The following is a 17,864-nucleotide window of genomic DNA, read 5'->3' on the forward strand; positions in this document are numbered from 1 at the left end:
ACGGTCAAGTCCGGGTCGGTGGTGTACGACGTGATCCGTCGAGGTTGTTCGTTTAGGGGTTGATGGCGCCGGCGATCAGGTTGGTGCTCACCTCCTCGGGGTTGTCCTCGCGATCGGTCAGGACGGTGCGGGCGTTCTTCAGTGCCTCGAGGCCGAGGTAGCGGCGTTGCTCAGCCCACTCGTCGTGCTGCTCGGCCAGGACGGCCCCGACGAGGCGGATGACGGCCTCGCGATTCGGGAAGATGCCCACGACGTCGGTGCGGCGGCGGATCTCACGGTTGAGCCGCTCGTTCGGGTTGTTCGACCAGATCTGCTTCCATATCTCCTTCGGGAACACAGTGAAGGCGAGGATGTCGGCGCGGGCCAGCTCGAGGTGCTCCGCCACGGCCGGGAGCTTCTCGTACAGGCCCTCGAGGACGCGGTCGAACTGGGCGTTCACGCTCTCGGCGTCCGGTTGGTCATACACGCTGTGCAGCAGCGCCTTGACCCACCCCCACTGGGACTTCGGCGTCACCGCCATCAGGTTCGCGGCGTAGTGGGTGCGGCACCGCTGCCAACTGGCGTTCGGCAAGGTGGCCCCGATCGCCTCGACCAGGCCCGCGTGCGCATCGCTCGTGACGAGCGCGACACCGGACAGGCCGCGGGCGGTCAGGTCCCGGAAGAACGATAGCCACCCGGCGCCGGATTCGGTTGTCGCGGTGTGGATCCCGAGGACCTCCCGGTAGCCGTCGACGTTGACACCGGTCGCGACCATCACCGCGACCTTCACGACCCGGCCGGCCTCGCGGACCTTCATCGTCAGCGCATCGGCCGCGACGAACGTGTACGGCCCGTCGTGCAACGGCCTCGTGCGGAACGCGGCGACCTGCTCGTCGAGGTCGCGGGCCATCACCGACACCTGCGACTTGGACAGGCCGGTGATCCCGAGCGTCTTGACGAGCCTGTCCATCCGGCGGGTGCTGACCCCGAGCAGGTAGCAGGTCGCGACCACCGTCGTCAGTGCTGCTTCGGCGCGGCGGTGCCGCTGCAGGAGCCAGTCCGGGAAGAAGGACCCCTCGCGCAGCTTCGGGATCGCGACCTCGAGTGTGCCGGCGCGGGTGTCGAGGTCGCGGAGGCGGTAGCCGTTCCTGCTGTTGACCCGGTCCGCCGAGCGGGTGCCGTACTCGGCGCCGCACACGCTGTCAGCCTGCGCGGACAGCAGCGCGTTGATGAACGTGCCGAGCAGCTCGCGCATCAGATCGGGGCTGGCCTGGGCCAGCTGCTCGTGCAGAAAGAGGGAAGGGTCGATACTGGTGTTCGCGGTCATCGCGATGCTCCATTCGAGGGTGCTGTGAGAGGTTCACTCGAAGGATCACGCGGTGACCGCATCTGCATGTGCAGGGACACGCTCACCGGTGTCGTCGTACACCAACGCTATGGACTCAACTGACGGTTCTGCACACTCAGCGCGTCACCGCTTGCAAGCTCCTCATTGGCACGCGGCTCAGGGAGGGCGCCATGGTCGTCGATCCAGTGACACTCGGAGTGACGGTTAAGACCGGCGCCGAGGTCGTCAAGTCCGTCTCGGATGCGGTCGGCAAGGTCTCCGACCTGCTCACCAAGGGCTTGGAGATCTACCAGTACAAGAGCACGGCTAGTGACCGAGAACTCATCCGCGCCCAGGACCGGCAAGACGCGGACCGGCGCAGGGCCGAGGATCACCGGCACGCGCGAGAGTTGTACGTGCGCCACGGCGAGGACCGGCGTGCGGAGATCGCACTGACCGCCCAGGCGGCCGCGAACCTGGACGCGCAGCGATTTCTCCGCAAACGCTATCCGCTGGAAGAGGGCCCCGGCTCGCTACGCGCAAGCGTGCGGCTACTGAGGACACCGGCCGGGTCGACCCCGCCGCTGGTGCTGTTCACCGCCTCGGACGACACCGACCCGTTCTGGCAGCGGCTGCTGTGGCGGACCCGCAGCGCCCTGCACCCCGTCGAGAACGTCGGCGACGCGCACTTCCGCAAGACCCGCAAGTTCATGGAATGGCCGCACACCGACCTCATCGCCCACGACCTGTACGACTTAGTGACACTGGTCGTCTCCGTCGAGGTCGTCACCAACAAGCTCGAAATTAAGATCGGTGGCTACAACCTGGGCGGGGACACCCCCCTACGGCACATGACGCAGGTGGTCTCGACCTTCCTGCCCGGCACAGACTACTTCACCAGCGCACGGCTCTCCGCCCTCGAGGCCAGCGCGGGAGACGGGTTTCGTCGTCCCACCTGTTCCGACGCCGCCGCCGAGCTTCGCGACCTGCAGATGGAGTGGGCAACCCGGATCGCGGCGGTTGTCGTCGTCGCTGCTGTGGACGGCTACCACTTGCTGCGCCGCACCGGCTACCGAGAGCACATCGACCAAGCCCTCGACCGGTTGGACTCGACGATGCCCGCCCCGACGTCGCTGCCGCTCAGCGCCGACGTCCTTGCCGACCCGGCCTTTCACCTCCTCCAGCACGCTCGCCGGCTCAAGGCCCACGGCCAGACGACCCTCGCCCGGAGGTGCGCCGCCGAAGCCGTCCGCGCCCTCGGCGACGCGCCCACCGCCTCCGTGGACGAAGCGGCACGGATTGCCCGCGCCGAGGACCGGCTCGAGCCGTGGCACCTGGACCTTCTCCAGCAGATTCGGCCGCTGCTGTCTGCCAGCGTCGCCGAAACCCTCCTCAACCCAACACCCCACCCCCCAGCCACCCCGAGATCGCCCGCAGACGTCACCAGCGAGGGCGGTGTCACCCCCCGGAAACCAAAAGCCTCGGGCAAACAGAGGAGTGACGAAGCGCGAACCGCCGTCGACCGGACGTCGCGGCCCACCGCCCGCCCGGGCCAGGTGGCCGGTGACCCACCCCAGCGCGGCCGTCACATCCGGCGGACTCGAGACGCCTGGCACGGCGACCAGACGCCCGCAGACAGCGACCAGCCCACCCACGGCCGCCCGATCAGGCAGACCCGCGACACGTCGGAGGAATGGGGCGACTGACATGGACATCGCGATGTTGGGCATCAGCAACGCGGGCAAGACTTCCTACGTGGCCGCCATGTACGGCGAGCTGTCGCGGTCCCGGGGCCCGTTCTCGGTGATGGCCCAACGCCCGGCCGACCACCAATGGCTGTCGAGAAACGCGACCCGGCTGCTCGCTGGCAACTATCCAGCCCCCAGTGACCGCCGCGCCACCTACGCCCTAACACTGCACTACGACGGGTCACCGATGCTCGACTTCATTTGGCGCGACTACCGTGGTGGTGCCCTGACCGAGCTATCCGACGAGTCGACCCAAGCTAGCCAGCTCCGCACGGACCTGGCTAGCGCCGACGGGGTCGTCATCCTGATCGACAGCACCGAGCTCGTCGACCGGGCCCGGGCGCGCGCCAGGCTACGCCCGGTCATCGCGGCCGCCGTGCGCGTGCTCACCGAACTGGACAAGGTCACCCCGGTGGTGATCGCCCTGACCAAATGGGACCTCGTCGCCGGCCGGGAACGCGATGTCGAAGCGGTCGCCGCTGAGGTGCTCGGGGACTTCGTCGCAGCCGTACACGCCTCGGACGCCGTCTACGGCTGTCTCCTCGAGGTCGCCTGCGGCCGCCAGTCGATCAATGTCGCACTGCCCGTGCTGTGGTGCATCCACGTGGGTGTCACCGCACACTTCGGCCAGGTAGTGAGGGAAGCCGAGCTCAGCGACCGACGTGCCCTAGCCGCGTACCAGCAGAAAGGGATGCTGCGGGATTTCGGCAAGTGGCTCAACGGCACGCCGACTTCATCGCAGGAGCAACTCTTCCACCGCGTCGAGGCAGCCAAGCTCCGCGCATATCTTGCACCCTTCGTCGAACCAGCCGAGCGGCTCGGCACCTACTTCGAAAATGTCTTCACGTTCTGAAAGGAACAGCACATGGCTGACGAGCCCAACCTCACGGTCACCGCCTTGGGCAACCGCGGGTCAGGTAAGACCACCTTTCTACTGGGCATGTACGCCGAGATGTCGGCCGGCCGCCGCGGCTACTTCCTCAGCGCCACTGACCCCGACGTGGACCTGCGTCTCGCCGGCCGTTGGGACAAGTTGTTCGAGGACGGAGAGCTGCCGCCTCCTAACCAGGCCGACAACATTCCCTACCGGTTCCGGTTCACCGACGGCCTGACACCGCTACTGAACGTGGACTGGCTCGACTACCGCGGCGGCGCGCTAGAAGACGAGCGTGGCGCTGAATCCGGCGATGTCGCCGAATTACACGAGCGCCTCATCCACTCCGACAGCGTGTACGTCGTCATCGACGGCGGCTTCCTCGTCGAGCCGGTCACCGATGCCACCCGTCGCGACATAATGCGTCAGACCGGCCTGCGGCGCATGTCCTCGCTGCTGCAACACGCGATTCACGCCCGCAGCCAGCTCGAGGATCCGCTGCCGGCACCTTCGATCGTCATCCTGATCACCAAGGCCGACCTCATCCCGTCCGCCCGCCGGAGCCAGGTGGACGCCTTGGCCGGTGAACTGCAGGAACTGATCAGCGTGTGCTTCCAGACCGGTCTGTCCACCCTGATCTGCCCCGTGAGCCTCGGCCACTTCGGACTCAACCCCGCGGCGACCGTGCGAACCGAGGACATCGACCCCCGCGACCTGCACCTGCCGATCGTCTATTCTCTCGCCCAGTACACCTCGCAACTGTCGCAGGCCGCGCTGCACGTGTCGCGCAACGCCGCCGAAGTGCGCGACGCCTTGTCCGGGCAGCTGGCGGCGGTCAGCCGAGGGGCGGGAACCTTCTTCCGCCGCGGCCAGATCAACGACCTGACCCGCAAGATCGATTCCATGCAGGAGCACAACGTGGCCTTCGGCAACATCCACGCCGATACGGCGCAACGCGCCGAGCGGCTTTTCTCCGAGCTAGACCGTCTGCCCCGGTTCCGGGACGGTATCGAGGTGCGCTCGTGACTGCACCTTTCTGGCAGTTGGTGCTGTATGGCCGCACCGCCCGGGCAGACCGCTGGTGGCGGGTGCGGCCGCGAGCGGCCGACCTTGACTGGCTCAACGACGTCGTCACCACCACGACCGTCGGCGGAGAAGGGCTCGACGCCGGGCCCCGGTTCGTCCTGGCCCGCCGTCGAGGCCAAACCCTGGTCGGCGGAGCCAGCCGGGCCGCCCTCCTCAGCGACGCGATGAACTCCGACGGGTCACGGCCGTTCTACACATTCGTCGGGTGGTTCTCCGACGACCCGGACGTCACCGTCCCTGACCTCGAGACCGTCGAGGCTCGCTGGTCCACGTGGGCCAGCGAGGAGTACCAGGCCTGGATGCCCCTGGACTGGAACCGGCACCAGTCCGACCTACCCCGGGCCCACGAACCACCGATCAGACGCCCACCATGGAGCGACGAGAATGCCGCCCACGCCGGAACGCCACAGGAAGCCACACAAGGATCAACGCCCGCTCTCGACGACTCTTTCCCGGACACCGCAGCGACTACACGCTCCGTCCAATGGCGCCGCGCAGCCGGCATTGTTGGAGACGTTCAACTTGTGGTTGGCCCGGCCACCGTCGAGGCCGCGAAGGCCGAGCACCCGGCCCAGCAGTCACCCAGCGGACCCCCGAGCAGCGACGCCCCACCGGCACCCGGCAGCCAGCACGCTGTGCCTTGGCCCCCCGAAGCCGACACCAACCCCACTTCCCCGCCTACTGAACGGGGTTGGCCCCCTCCACCAACGACGAGCGCCGCAGCCTCCAGCCCGGCAAGGTCCTCGCCACCTCCTGCGCCATCACCGTCCGGGTCGCCCGGGCCTCGCCCCAACCGGCTACAACGCAAGATCAAGCAGTTCATTACCGGCATCAACGAGGACACCGTCGAAGCCCCCCCAGCCGAGTCCCGCATCCCAATGGCCAACGATCTTGAGTACCTCCGCCTCCAGGAACAGCGGAAAGGCGCCAAGCCTCGGCCCGCTAAGCACCCCGGGCCTCCTCCCGACGCCCGGGATCGATGATTCCGGGACACAGCGGCGGCGAGTCGGCGCGCCCGTGCGGCCGGGTTCCACCCCGAGAGGGTCACCGAGGATCCCGCCCTCTCAGCGGCCTACGAGGAGGGCCGTGGACCGGGTCCTCAACGCCGGAGAGGTGACCACTCACGGGCAGAACGACATGGTGCTGGACAACTGGGGCTATGTGAAGGAATGGGTTGCCACCGCCGAGATCAAGTCCACCGGTCCCTCGGGTATCGGGTTCGTCAACTTCGGCGACATCGACGCCCTGGACTTACAGGCACCGGTCGTCACCACCGGCGGAGGCGCCCGAGGGTTCAACCTCTACGACGGATCCCTAGGGACCGCGTCCTTCCACTCCATTAAGACCACAGGTGACGGCTCCGTCGGCATCCAGGTCAGCAAACCCATGGGCGCCCTCACCGTTCACCACGACGTGATCACCACCGGCGGAGAGGGCACCAGCCTCGTCAAAGGCGTCCAACTCACCCTCAAGGCCGTCGCCCTATCGGTCAAACGAGGGGCACTGATCGAGTCGGTCACCATAGGCGGATCACTGCGCACGGAAGGCGCGGACGTCGTCACCTTCGAAGTCGCCAACGGCGCAACCATCGCCTCCCTCGAGATCGGCGGCGGCATCGAAGCGCTCGGCAGCAGGTCACGCGCGACCGAGATCAACGGAAGCGTTCCCTCACTCGATGAAGTCGCCGTCACCGAACCCTGACCCAAGCAGCGCCGGCCGCGAGGCCACCGCCCAGCCCAGCCGAGACGCCGATGCTCGCCGGAGCTGCACGCCCAGTCCGTCTCGGGGCAGGCCATCAGCGCCAGCATGTCCTGAAAGACCCACAGTGGTCGGCCGTCGGCATCAAGCCGTGCCCGCTCATGCCGCGGACGGGGCGTCCGATCGTGCCGCCGTGAGCTACTCGAGAAGTGGCACGTCGAGGTCGTATGCCAGCACGACTGCTCGCGCCAGCTGCCTTTCCTGTGCGGGGCTGAGATAGCCGACCGTGCGCCCGAGCGCGCCCACCGGAACGGTGAGGACGTTGTCCAACGAGACCACGCAGTTGTGGTCCAGCCCGTTGCCGGGTCCCACCGCCACCTCGCTGGACAACCCCTTGATGGTGCCGGTGATGGGGGCCACGGTCACCTTGGTCATCGCACCCCGAGCAGCTTCCCGGGTCAGGACGAGCGCTGGTCGCGTCTTGTCGAGGCGGACCAAGCAGATCTCTCTCACCCGGTCAGTCCTCGACCCGAATGTGGGTGCTGGTCCACGCCACGAGATCGTCAAGATCGTCCGCCGCACCCTTGGCGCCAAGTATCCGAACGTCGTGCTCTGCGGCCAGCCGGCGCATCTCTCGTTCGAGTGCCGACGTGACGAGGGCTGCCCTGCTCGGTGCCTCGCCCGCGGCCACAGCACGGTCGAGGAAGGCCACCATCTCGTCGGGCAGACGGACCGCAATCTGGGTGCTCATGTAGACGAGGATACTGCATTGAATCCCAACTTGGGATGCGCGCTCATGCCGCGCTGCGCGTGATCGTCAGCGAGTACCCGCCGGAATCATGAGGGTATCAGCAGTGGGTGACACCGATGAACGGGAAGGAACGATGTGGACTTCAGCGAGGCCGTCGAGCTAGCCGGCAAGGGCATGGACACGGCCGGGGTGGTCGTTTTGGTCATCGGCGCCGTCGTCGCAGCAGTGCGAGCGGCCCAGAGTGCCCACGGACAGCAGCCAGGCACCTACCGGCAGTTCCGCCAACAACTGGGACGCACGATCCTGCTGGGCCTCGAGCTGCTCGTGGCCGCCGACATCATCCGCACCGTCGCGGTGACCCCGACACTGTCCAGCGTCCTCGTCCTGGCGCTCATCGTGCTGATCCGCACCTTTCTCAGCTTCTCCCTCGAGCTCGAGATCACCGGCCGCTGGCCCTGGCAGAAAGCCCCCACGGACCCACCGACCAGTAAGACTGCCTCGTAACCTCGCAGCGCCGACCTCGAGCAGTTCCTCCGCGCCAGTGTTCGTGGTTTCGCGCGGCGCGGAGCACTGCCCATGCTCAGACCTGAGGGCGAAGCATTTCTTGGGGAGTGCGGCGTCGTCAATACCCGAGACGCCGGCGGCCTGACCGCCGTCGTCGGGGCGACCCAGACGTGCTGTCATCGGCGTGAGGCGTTTTCCGGACATGCCGCCGAGGGCGCAACGGCTCGCCTCATGACTCAGGCTCACCTAATCCGAAGATGTCACCGCGCACGCGAGCGGACTCAGCGAAGTTCGGCGAACTGCACGTTCGCCGTGACTGCGCCCGGTGGGCTCGGACGACGAAGGGCGGCCCGGGCACCTGCCCGGACCGCCCTCGTGCTGGAGATGGGTCAGGGCTGGGTCGTGGTGCCCTGGATGCAGCCGCCGCCCGTCTTGGCGAAGTCGACGTTGCTGAACTCCTCCTGGGTCAGGTAGTGGCGGCCGTTGATGACCTGGTTCCAGAGCTGACCGGGGGTGCCCTGCATCGTGCCGTAGGTGTAGGCGCACTCGTCGCCGTTCTCGAACCCGTTCAGGTCGTACCAGCCGGTGTTGACGTCGGGGTCGGTCGCGGCCTCCATGATCTCGTGGCTCGTGGGGCTGATCTCGGTGTCGGCGTCGGGGTTGCCGTTCGGGGTCTCGATCACCTTGTGGCCGCGGGCCTCGCTACCGCACGTGTAGTGCGTCCCGGAGTGGTACACCGGGAAGGGCATGTTCGCGTAGACCATGCCGTTGGAGTCTTGGCTGTGGTAGGCGCAGAACGCCGCGGTCGGCTGGTAGTTGATCGTGCACGCGTTGGTGTTGCCGTCCGTCGTCGAGCCCGCGTTGAAACAGCTCTCGACGTGCTTCGGCAGGAACATCACGTAGATGTGGCCGTAGTCCCGCGGCAGGTGGCGGGCCGCGACGACGTTCTCCGTCTCGGCGATCACCTGAGCGTCATCGAGGCACGCGTCGTAGCCGGAGCTGTCGGCGTAGATGCCGCTGGTGTCGGTGCTCGCCACTTGGCAGCCGTCGGCGGGCAGGGCCCGCGTGTCAACCACGGGCAGTCCCAACTTGACCGCATACCGACTCTTGCCGTTGGCGCCGAAGTACTCGTTGAGCGTGGCGAAAACGTTGCTGCGCTGGCCGCTCGCCTCGGCGACGTCGTTGAGATAGCGGGCAACGATACCGCCGTAGGCGGGGTCCATCGTGTGGCCCTTGGGCGTCCAGAAGATCGGGGTGACGACGAGGGGGCCGGTCGAGTGCGTCGACATGACCGGGCCGCCGTGGTAGATCAGCGGCGGCGTGCCGACGGCCGGGTCGCTGTCGATGTGGACGGCGTCGGAGTGACCCACGGGGCACCCGGTGGCCGCCGACACGGCGTGGTCGATGCCGCCGATGCGGCCGACCTTGGACACGGCTGCATTCGGGCAGCCGCTCGGTGCCGAGGTGGGCACCTGGGCCGACGCGCTCGTCGCCGACAGGCTGAGGCTGGTCAGCAGGCTGGCAGCGCCGACAGCAAGCACCGCCGTGATGCGGCGGCGCAGTGGTAGAGCTCTCTTCACGTTGTGGTCCCCTCAGACAAGTGCGCGTGCCCGTGGAGGCCGCGCTGCTCGGCGCCAGCGGTTCGCGGGCGCCGAGCACACGCTCGCCGTGAGGAAGAACCGTGTCAATAGGTACTTTGGTTTGCTTAGCTTACCTTTACTGGATACTCAGGATATATACGGCAAACACCGCCCTGAACGCCTTTCCTGAGTTTCCCATGAGGGGATTCTTGGCTTTCCATGAAAGTCGCGACGGCCGTGTTTCACCGGGCACCGCCCCGGTTCGTCGACGGCTTGCCCGAGGTCGGGTGCCGATGACCGTGTCGCTCAGCCCAGCACCAGACCGGCCGCTGCGGCTGGGTGCTGTCGCGATCGATCGGCCGATGTGGGGCCGGATCCATGGACGAGCAGTCTCCCGAGGCCGCCGAACTCCGTGTCGCGCTCCAACTGGGCCCGCCGCTGCAACAGATCCATTCACTGATGCGCCCGCGTCTGGTCGATGGCCCGCGACCGCAACCCGCCATCGAACTGTGACGGTTCGCCCACGTCATCCCCTGTCTACCCCAGTCGAGCGACAACCTACCGAAGCACCCACCCGATGACCGCGCACACGCTGTCACGTCCGCACATGCCGCGAGCGGCGCGTCGGTCCGATGTGTGCACGGACTTGGTCACCACGGCAGGATGGCTACATGTCCCAGTTGACGGACGAAGACGCCGAAGATGTGCGGCTCTGGCTCAGCCTGAATGCGTTCAAGCACGTCTCATCGGTCGGAGGCGACACGACAGGCTTCGGCGATCGTCAGGACACCTGGAAGCGGGACGGCACCCTCATCCGCCTCACTCGAGATCGCAGCCAATGGTGGTACGACATGTCGCGTACCGGCACCGGCGCCTGGCTCGACGTGGATACCGTCTCAGGCGCTATGGGCTACAAACTCACAGCCCCGGTGGAGCGCGTGGCGTACATCGCCTCCTCGATTGACGATCGCGTATTCGGGGCTCTTCTCACGGCCGAACGGCACTCGCCCTAACGCACGCACATGCCGCTGCGAGCAAGCTGCCCGTCGGGCTCTCGCTCAACACATCGATGAGATATCGCGCCAATCGCGGATTGACGACCGTCGGCGGCTAGCTCGAGGCGCAGGCGCGGCTGGGGACCCGAGTGCGCCACGACACCCTTCTTGGCACACTCCAGGGCATGAAGACAGGGGTGGACCAGGTTCGCCAGCAGACGAGGCTACGAGGGGGCTTGATGCTGCACGAGGCTCGAGGCAGCGGGTCGGCTCGCGCTCACACGGTGACGGCCGTCGTGGTGGCTGTTGCGGCCGTGCTGTCCGCTTGCACGGCCAGTTCCGTGTCACCGAGCCCGCCGAGGGTGACGGCAACGCAGACGAGCGGGCCGACGATGACGCCCATCGTGGAGACGGCCGAGTGCGTCACCCGCCGGGACCTCGGTGAGGGCACCGACGCCACCCCGCCGTTCTCCGGGATTTTCGGTCCGGGCGTCGGGCTGGGCATCGACGTCAACGACGAGTTCACGCCAGGCCGGGATGCCGGTGCCAGCACCTGCTCCGTCACGCTGCCCGACCCGGCCGACATCTCCTGTGAGCTGGGGGTTCCGTGGGCGTTGCTGAGCACGGAGGATCTGGTCAGCGCGTCCGAGGCGCGGCGGGTCCGGCGCGTGGGCTTGAGCGCAGACGTCGGTCCTGGCGAAGGGGAAGGGTCCGCACTGCGGTCGCTCGCCTACGTGGAGATCGAGCTGCCCACGCAGGATCCGAAGCGCATGGGGCGGTACGTGCAGGAGGCTTTCCTGAACTGCCCGAATGGCAGGCTCCAGGTCGTCGAKGGCATCTCGGCCGTGGTCGGATCAGTCCCCAGGACCAGCGGGGAGCCGACGGCGGTCGCGTTCCTAACGCCGTCTCGCTTGGCGTGGGTCGTCATGGGCGGTCGCCCGTGGACCGGGCCAGAACGTGACCGGGCCCTCAAGGCGGTCGCTGCCCACCTGTCGTGAGGCCGAACTGTCACCAACTCCGGAGCGGGAAGCAACCTCACGGCGGCTCTGGTTGGCCCAGCACCTCCCCATCTGCCGCCGAGCGATCGTGCCGATAAGCGCGCTTTCGCCAGCCCCCAGTCAGGCGGATGACCTGCCGACGTATCAGCGTCAACAGCTCAGCCGGCACGGCATGATGACGACACGATGACACGCAACCGCCTTGCTTACGGGCTGGGCGGACGATCAGGGGAGCAACAATGGCCAGCTGTGCACAGTGCGGTCGCCAGGCGGGCGGCCTCGGTAGTTCCAAGGTTGAGCTCGTGACGACGGTGACAGGTCGGCGCGTGTGCCGGCGTTGTCAGGACGAGCTTCTCGGTGCCGCAGCGGGCATTATCGCCGCCGGACCTCAGTCCTCTACGAGCACACAGGTCGCCGCGGCGGTGTCGACGGCGGGGTGGTTTTCTCGGATCCGCGCGGTGCGCCGACGCGGGCGGGGCGCCGGCCGGAACTGATAGCGGGCGAATAGAGGATTTGGTCCGGCCCTCCCCTCCGCGGCGGCACGGGCCCATCGGCATCGACGAGGCGGATGAGGCGGAAGAGGCGACCAAAGCCGCCACTGCCCTAGCCGAGAATCATCAGGCCCAAGGGGACGATCTCGAGTGCGTCTTGCACCGTCGAGGCACCCTCATGCAGAGGGAAGGCGGGTCCTACTGGTGCACGTCTGCCTGTTGGGGCAGGAGCTCGGGGGCCCGGGCCGCGGCGGGTGGACGGTGGTGCTGTGTCCGGATGTTCGTGATCAGTAGCGCGAGGGTGGCGACGCCGAGGACGGTGTAGGCGTCGGTGGCGACCAGGAGGGGCAGGGACGCGGTGTACTCCAGATCCCCGCCGTGGGGCCCGGCCCAGATGAGCCGGGTCAGGGCCGCAACCAGCCACGCCCCGGCCAGGAGGGCCCCCGCCTGGCGGAAGCGAGTCGTGGCATGAGCCGCGCACACCATCGCCGGGATGATCCACACCCAGTGGTGGCTCCACGACACGGGTGAGATGAGCAGGCCGGTGAAGGCGCAGGCCAGGGCCTGGGTGAGCCGGTCAGCGTCTGGGCGGCGAAGGCCCATGAGCAGCAGGACGAGCGCTGCGAGGCTCAACAAGTAGGTGAGTGTCGGCGACCCGCCCGGACCGGTCAGGCGCCAGATGGAGCCGGTCAGGGACTGGTTCCCGGCGTAGGCCAGGCCGCCGACGCGTTGTGGGTCCCACAGGGCGTGAAACCAGAACGCAGCCGATGACGCGGGCATCAGCAGGGCGGGCAAGACCGTCCCGGCGGCCACGGTGAGGAGCGTTCGGCGCAGCATCGGACGGTCGGGGCGCCGTAGGAGCATCAGCAGGAAGATCGCCGGGGTCAGCTTGATGCAGATGGCCAGGCCGAGCAGGACCCCGGACCAGCGCCGCGAGGGCCGCAGCAGGTCGAGCAGGACCATGGCGGCCAGGACGAGGTTGACCTGGCCGTAGGCGACCGTGGCCGCGACCGGCTCGAGGAATGCTGCGGCGAGCACGACCGCCGGCGCCCACGCCCGGTCGACACGCAGGTGCCGCAACGTGAGGCGCGCGACCACGTTCAGGGCTGCATAGGAGCCGACCGCGCCGACCGCTGTGGCGCCGGCCACCGGCAGGGCGGCGAGGACGGTGAAGGCGAGCGCGGCCAGCGGCGGGTAGGTGAACGGCAGCCACCCCCTGGGTTGCTCGTAGATCAGTGTCCAGTGCAGGACCGAGGACCCGCCGCGCCGGTACACCTCGAGGTCGACCGGTACGGCCCCTTTGGACAGGTGGAGGGCGACGGCCGCGCACGCGAGCACCACCAGCGCGGACAGCCACGTTGACCGCGCGGCGCCGACCAGCCACCCGGCAGGGAGACCGCGCGGTTCGCGAAGGTGCTCGAGCGCGAACCCGCCGTCCGGGGAGAGCGGGACCTGGTACCGAGGCAGACCGTCCGACTGGGCCGGCCTTCCGGAGAGGCGATGGACGTGTCCGCGGTCCTCGAGCTCGACGAGGGTGGACAGCAGCCGCGGGGCGCGCAGCCCGGTGCCGCGGCCCAAGTCCGCGGCGCTCATCCCGCCGCCGAGCAGTGGGTGTGGGGCGTGTGCTGACAGCTTCCCCGGCCCGCCGGTCATGACAGCGGCTGGAACCGGTCAGTGCTGCGGCGGGTCGAGCCCGCGAGTGCCAGCAGGCCGGTCGCGACCAGGGCCACCACGGTCCCTGCGACCGCCAGCCCCATGTTCGCGTCGATGGAGGGCGCCGCCCTCATCTGGGCGAGGGCGGAAGCGATGTAGAAAGCCCACCACGGCAGGCATGCGACCCCGACCGTCAGCGCCGGTCGAGGACTGAGGTACACGCACGACACCCCGAGCGCCGCGGCGAAGACGGGCAGTGTGACCCACAGCAAGGCCGTGCCCATGAACAAGCGGCCGTGGAAGTAGTAGAAGGCGTAGCTGACGACCACGGGGCTGAGGTGCATGTCCACCGTCGACAGATGCATGAACGCCAACAGTCCCGCCGCGCCGACCACTCCGGCCAGGCCGAGGCGCAAACGCTCCCGACTGCCGTGCATGGGAGCGCTGACCGCGCTGGTGGCCGCCGCACCCGCTAGCACGAGCATGAACGTCGCCGGCGGATGGTCCAGGTGCAGGAGGCGCCCCGCCAGAACCGTGGCGGGCATCAGGGCTGCGGTAGCCAGGTACAGGGCCTGAGCGGTCATCCGGAACGCGAGGACCCGGCACGCGTACGCCGCCAGCAGCAGCGTCAGCGGCAGCTGCGCGGTGCTCGGCCCTATCCCGACCCACTCGTTCGGCCGCGTGCCGACCGCGCGCCAGGCGGCGACCTCGCCGAAGGCCGCCGTGGACACCGTCACCGCGAACAGCAGCACCGCCGCCATGTCAGCTACGCGGTCCCGCAGCCGAACCGGCGCCCCGGCCAGGAGCGCCTCCCACCGGGCCAGGACACCGAAGGTGGCCAGCTCGACCCGGTCCCGCGTTGAGGGTCGGCTCCGTCCCGCGGCCAGCGCCACGTCCATCAGCACCGCCACTAGCTCCGCGCCCCGCTCGCGGCGCCATCGCCGCGGGTAGAACCGCAGCAGACCCCAGTAGGCCGCCTCCAGGCGCGCGGACTCCACCGCGAACGCAACCCCCGATGTGGCAGGCCCCCTGCGCTTCACGAGGTCGCTGCCTGACCGCCCACAGCACCGCCAGTGGCGCCACGTGCTGCCCGGCGCAGCGCGCCGCGCGCCACCGCTGCGTTCTGCTCCAGCCGGGCGGCCGCAGCGGCGAGGGCGTCCCGGCCTGCGGGAGTGAGCTCGTAGTAGCGCCGGAACCGCCCGTTGACCTCCTCCTCGCGCGCCACCGCGACTAGACCGTCACCGGTCAGCCGCTCCAGCGCCGAGTACAGCGTGCTCGGACGCAGCACCACCCGCCCCTCAGACAGCCTCGTCACCTCCTGGATCACCGCGTAGCCGTGCCGCGGCCCGTCGCCCAACGCGGACAGCACCAGCAGCGTCGGCTCACGCATCACACCCATGACGACGAAAGGTACATGCCGCTCAACGGACTATGCGGTCGACACGCCCCAGCAGCGGGTGTGACCAGAGATCTGGAAGGCCTGGAGGCCTGCAGCCGCGTCAACCAAGTCGTCCTGACATCAGCGTGAGGCGTTTACCGCTCATGCCGCAACGCGGTTGTCCGCTCTACCTCAGCGGGCAGAACGCCAGGGCTCGGGCAACACGGCCTCCCATTTGCATGAGATCCACGAGTGTGAGCATGTCGGCGCGCTCGTCTGCTAACAGCGGCTGCTCGTCCTCGCTGAGCACGTCGGCCATCTGTTCAAGCGCGAAGCCGAGTTCGTTCGCGTCGATGAACTCGCCGATCAACGTGACGTCGTTGCTTGGCAGCCGGTCGTCCAACTGCATGAGGAGGCCCCGCAGACGCCCGGCGATCTCTTCATAGTTCGCTCGATTCACCTGAGGATCGTGGCAGATGAAACTAACTGTCATGCCGCGGGCAGGACGTTCATCAGACCACGCTGCTAATCGTCGGGCCGGTCGGCGTGTACAGCGCAACAGGATGGACCGCGTGGGAACCTGTGCACGTGTGGTTCCTTCGGAAGCGGGGCAAGGATGCGCGAAACGTGCTCTTGGATGCAGCGCTTGAGTTCGGAGACGACTGGCGGCGCGACGTCGCGGTACTGGCAGCAGAACGACTGCCCGGGCTGAGTCCCGAGGAGCGTGCGGCCCTCGCCAAGGACGTCGAGGCGGCTCGCAGTTCGATCGAGAAATGGGTCCTGAACCGTTGGGATGCGGCGCACGGCAAATGGTCGCATGACGATGCTGCGGCCGCCGCGGCACACATTCGAAGCACCTACCCGTGGATGGACGAGCGCAACGTGGCACGCGCGATCAACCAGAGCACCTACTACGCCTGGCACGGCTGACGTCCGCTCATCAGCGCGAGACGTTTACGGGACTTGCCGCCGGGCGCGTGTCGGAACCTGCCGAAGAGCGGACGCCCGGTTGTCAGATCCGGGCGTACTCGTCCAGAGTCTGTCGCCACATCCGCGCGATGACGCGGTGCATCGGCCCTCGGTGGAGCAGCCACAGCAGCGCCTTGTCGCGCATGCGCCTGGCGTCGCCGTTGGTCCATTCAGCCTGGATCCGGCTGCCGCCACCGTCGGCGGGAACGATGCGCGCTTCGCCAGAGCCGAGGCCGCCCCAGCTGGTCTCTACGTCGACCCACCGCACCACGGACGGATCGGACCAGTCGTAGCGCTCGACGACCCAGAATGGCGAGCGTGCTGTGCTCTCCCGAGCTACGGCCCACGTGTCTCCGAGCTCGCGAAGTTCGTACGCCTTGGGGTCCAGTGTCCGGTGCCAGATACGCGGACGACGCTCTGTGAAGTCCGTCAGCGCCTGCAGGACCTGACCGGGCGAGGCGTCGGTGGTCACGTCGAATCGCATGGTTCACCCCTGGTCCAAGGGTGACACTTACGGGTGCCACCAGGGGGCGGGTATCCCAGATCCGCCTGACTCGGCTCCTCGACTGAACATCCGGATTTGCCGGTACCAGTACGGTTCACCACTTCCGCGGCTTCGGCGCTCTGGCGATGGTGGACCCCGCTGAAACCACGTGAGCCGGATGTGTGGGTGATGGGCGGTTACGGCCGGCCACTTGGCACCAACGGAGAGGCGGCTCGTGCAGGACGTTCCGAACAAGGCAGCCGCCGTCCGCGGGGCCTACTCTCCGTCCAGGAGTCCGTTCATCGTTGCGTCCTCTTCGGCGAGCCGGCCTCGGGTCCCGGGCGGGTCGGTGACGCCGTAGCGGATGTCCCCACGTCCGGGTGCCTCGCCGGAGGCGAACCACCCGAGTTCCACCCCATCGGGCAGGACGCCACCGACGGCGGCCTTCTGACGACGCGCATCCTCAGGTCCCAGGCCCACCGAGCGCCAGACGCGGGCCTCGTTGGGCAGGACGTCGACATCGCTCCATCCTCGGGCCTGGTGGGCTGAGAAGCCCGCCTCGACCCAGCGGATCTGCTCATCCGGGTCGACGCCGGCGGCGGCGAAGGTCGCCGCTTCGTCGGGGGTCAGGGACCGGTCGGCCAAGAGCAGCGCCCGGGCCTGCTCTCCGGTGTAGCCGGTCGCGCGCCACCGGTGCGCCGCGCCGCGGTCGGCGAGCCCGTACAGCAGGCTCACGTCCTTGATCGTGAACCCGTCGGCCAGCCACGCAGCCGCCTGCCGCGGTTCGATCTCGCGCAGGAACATTGCGATGTCCGGTGGGGGCTGCACAGGTACACCGAGGGCGCGCCAGCCGATGATCGCCGCGACGGCTTCGGCTGGCCTCGGGCGGAGGACGATACGGACCCAGGCGGCGGCCTGGGCCTCGGTCAGCCCCGCGCCGCCGCTGTCGATCGGCGCGGTGAGCCTCATCGTCTGCTCAGGGCCGAGGCCGGCGAGCGCCAGCTCGGAGAACTGGGCCGGGGGTCTGCCCGTCAAGCGCCAGGCCTTGGCGGCGTCGGCCTGCGGACCCGCCCAGAAGTCCCACACCTGCTGCTCCGACCAACGCAGCACCTCCCGTGCGGCCGCCACGAGAATGCTCGGTCGCTCCCATGGCTCACGTGCGTCGGGCCATTGACGCAGCACGGCGAAGACGAGCTCGGCCGTGAGGGAGGGCCAGGGCGACCGCAGGAACCACAGCCGGCCCGCGGGGCGTGGCGGGACCCCCGCGGCCGCGGCGTCTTCGGCGATCTCAGCGTCCATCATCTGGCGGTTCTGGACGGGCAGCGGTTCGATCCAGGACCGCTCCGCAG

Annotated in this window: 20 protein-coding genes; 9 read left to right on the plus strand and 11 right to left on the minus strand. The window is 68.4% G+C overall.

The window, feature by feature from the left end; genetic code table 11:
- Nucleotides 1-52 precede the first annotated feature (52 nt).
- On the minus strand, nucleotides 53-1,306 hold the full coding sequence (locus AC1DP0_RS05875; RefSeq protein ID WP_478082932.1) for an IS256 family transposase: 1,254 nt from the start codon (nucleotides 1,304-1,306) through the stop codon (nucleotides 53-55).
- Nucleotides 1,307-1,374: 68 nt separating this feature from the next.
- Between AC1DP0_RS05875 and AC1DP0_RS05880 the strand changes: the two genes are divergently transcribed.
- The 4 genes from AC1DP0_RS05880 to AC1DP0_RS05895 all read left to right on the plus strand — a co-directional run bounded on the left by AC1DP0_RS05880 (nucleotide 1,375) and on the right by AC1DP0_RS05895 (nucleotide 6,715).
- Entirely contained in the window at nucleotides 1,375-3,012 is a 1,638-nt protein-coding gene (locus AC1DP0_RS05880; protein WP_478082933.1) for a hypothetical protein, read from the plus strand.
- A gap of 1 nt (nucleotide 3,013) precedes the next feature.
- A complete protein-coding gene (locus tag AC1DP0_RS05885) occupies nucleotides 3,014-3,907 on the plus strand; it encodes a TRAFAC clade GTPase domain-containing protein (protein WP_478082934.1) in 894 nt (297 codons plus the stop codon).
- Between the two features lie 12 nt (nucleotides 3,908-3,919).
- Nucleotides 3,920-4,954 carry a hypothetical protein gene (locus AC1DP0_RS05890; RefSeq protein ID WP_478082935.1) on the plus strand — a complete coding sequence of 345 codons (1,035 nt, stop codon included), beginning with the start codon at nucleotides 3,920-3,922 and terminating at the stop codon, nucleotides 4,952-4,954.
- A 1,146-nt stretch (nucleotides 4,955-6,100) separates the two neighbouring features.
- Nucleotides 6,101-6,715, plus strand: a complete 615-nt coding sequence (locus AC1DP0_RS05895) for a hypothetical protein (RefSeq protein WP_478082936.1) — start codon at nucleotides 6,101-6,103, stop codon at nucleotides 6,713-6,715.
- 195 nt (nucleotides 6,716-6,910) lie between these two features.
- On the opposite strand, the gene AC1DP0_RS05900 is transcribed toward AC1DP0_RS05895, so the two are convergent.
- Together AC1DP0_RS05900 and AC1DP0_RS05905 are read right to left on the minus strand one after the other, a co-directional pair.
- Nucleotides 6,911-7,225 carry a type II toxin-antitoxin system PemK/MazF family toxin gene (locus tag AC1DP0_RS05900; protein WP_478082937.1) on the minus strand — a complete coding sequence of 105 codons (315 nt, stop codon included), beginning with the start codon at nucleotides 7,223-7,225 and terminating at the stop codon, nucleotides 6,911-6,913.
- 4 nt (nucleotides 7,226-7,229) lie between these two features.
- On the minus strand, nucleotides 7,230-7,463 hold the full coding sequence (locus AC1DP0_RS05905) for a YlcI/YnfO family protein (RefSeq protein ID WP_478082938.1): 234 nt from the start codon (nucleotides 7,461-7,463) through the stop codon (nucleotides 7,230-7,232).
- A gap of 135 nt (nucleotides 7,464-7,598) precedes the next feature.
- Here AC1DP0_RS05905 and AC1DP0_RS05910 point away from each other — a divergent pair, with 135 nt between their 5' ends.
- On the plus strand, nucleotides 7,599-7,967 hold the full coding sequence (locus AC1DP0_RS05910) for a DUF1622 domain-containing protein (protein WP_478082939.1): 369 nt from the start codon (nucleotides 7,599-7,601) through the stop codon (nucleotides 7,965-7,967).
- A 389-nt stretch (nucleotides 7,968-8,356) separates the two neighbouring features.
- Here AC1DP0_RS05910 and AC1DP0_RS05915 read toward each other — a convergent pair whose 3' ends face one another.
- Nucleotides 8,357-9,547, minus strand: a complete 1,191-nt coding sequence (locus AC1DP0_RS05915; RefSeq protein WP_478082940.1) for a hypothetical protein — start codon at nucleotides 9,545-9,547, stop codon at nucleotides 8,357-8,359.
- A 378-nt stretch (nucleotides 9,548-9,925) separates the two neighbouring features.
- On the opposite strand from AC1DP0_RS05915, the gene AC1DP0_RS05920 reads away from it, so the two are divergent.
- Both AC1DP0_RS05920 and AC1DP0_RS05925 read left to right on the plus strand, forming a co-directional pair.
- The gene (locus AC1DP0_RS05920) at nucleotides 9,926-10,060 is read left to right on the plus strand and encodes a hypothetical protein (protein WP_478082941.1); all 135 of its coding nucleotides are present in this window, start codon (nucleotides 9,926-9,928) and stop codon (nucleotides 10,058-10,060) included.
- Between the two features lie 158 nt (nucleotides 10,061-10,218).
- Nucleotides 10,219-10,560: a hypothetical protein gene (locus AC1DP0_RS05925; protein WP_478082942.1), complete on the plus strand. Its 342-nt coding sequence runs from the start codon at nucleotides 10,219-10,221 to the stop codon at nucleotides 10,558-10,560.
- A gap of 259 nt (nucleotides 10,561-10,819) precedes the next feature.
- Here the strand turns inward: AC1DP0_RS05925 and AC1DP0_RS05930 are convergent, their stop codons facing one another.
- Nucleotides 10,820-10,945 (minus strand): hypothetical protein, encoded by a 126-nt coding sequence (locus AC1DP0_RS05930; RefSeq protein ID WP_478082943.1) that lies wholly within the window; start codon nucleotides 10,943-10,945, stop codon nucleotides 10,820-10,822.
- A 1-nt stretch (nucleotide 10,946) separates the two neighbouring features.
- On the opposite strand from AC1DP0_RS05930, the gene AC1DP0_RS05935 reads away from it, so the two are divergent.
- Nucleotides 10,947-11,540 (plus strand): hypothetical protein, encoded by a 594-nt coding sequence (locus AC1DP0_RS05935; protein WP_478082944.1) that lies wholly within the window; start codon nucleotides 10,947-10,949, stop codon nucleotides 11,538-11,540.
- A gap of 689 nt (nucleotides 11,541-12,229) precedes the next feature.
- Here AC1DP0_RS05935 and AC1DP0_RS05940 read toward each other — a convergent pair.
- The 4 genes from AC1DP0_RS05940 to AC1DP0_RS05955 form a co-directional block, all read right to left on the minus strand.
- The gene (locus AC1DP0_RS05940; protein WP_478082945.1) at nucleotides 12,230-13,624 is read right to left on the minus strand and encodes a glycosyltransferase 87 family protein; all 1,395 of its coding nucleotides are present in this window, start codon (nucleotides 13,622-13,624) and stop codon (nucleotides 12,230-12,232) included.
- A gap of 56 nt (nucleotides 13,625-13,680) precedes the next feature.
- Entirely contained in the window at nucleotides 13,681-14,682 is a 1,002-nt protein-coding gene (locus tag AC1DP0_RS05945) for a hypothetical protein (RefSeq protein WP_478082946.1), read from the minus strand.
- A 38-nt stretch (nucleotides 14,683-14,720) separates the two neighbouring features.
- Nucleotides 14,721-15,083 carry a PadR family transcriptional regulator gene (locus AC1DP0_RS05950; RefSeq protein WP_478082947.1) on the minus strand — a complete coding sequence of 121 codons (363 nt, stop codon included), beginning with the start codon at nucleotides 15,081-15,083 and terminating at the stop codon, nucleotides 14,721-14,723.
- A 166-nt stretch (nucleotides 15,084-15,249) separates the two neighbouring features.
- Nucleotides 15,250-15,522, minus strand: coding sequence for a MafI family immunity protein (locus tag AC1DP0_RS05955; RefSeq protein WP_478082948.1), 273 nt, complete (start codon nucleotides 15,520-15,522; stop codon nucleotides 15,250-15,252).
- A gap of 167 nt (nucleotides 15,523-15,689) precedes the next feature.
- Here AC1DP0_RS05955 and AC1DP0_RS05960 point away from each other — a divergent pair, with 167 nt between their 5' ends.
- The gene (locus AC1DP0_RS05960; RefSeq protein ID WP_478082949.1) at nucleotides 15,690-15,992 is read left to right on the plus strand and encodes a hypothetical protein; all 303 of its coding nucleotides are present in this window, start codon (nucleotides 15,690-15,692) and stop codon (nucleotides 15,990-15,992) included.
- An 82-nt stretch (nucleotides 15,993-16,074) separates the two neighbouring features.
- Here the strand turns inward: AC1DP0_RS05960 and AC1DP0_RS05965 are convergent, their stop codons facing one another.
- Entirely contained in the window at nucleotides 16,075-16,515 is a 441-nt protein-coding gene (locus AC1DP0_RS05965) for a hypothetical protein (protein WP_478082950.1), read from the minus strand.
- A gap of 276 nt (nucleotides 16,516-16,791) precedes the next feature.
- The coding region (locus AC1DP0_RS05970; RefSeq protein ID WP_478082951.1) for a DUF5956 family protein at nucleotides 16,792-17,864 on the minus strand (1,073 nt) is incomplete at its 5' end.

The organism is Terrabacter sp. P5_B1, assembly GCF_056400505.1.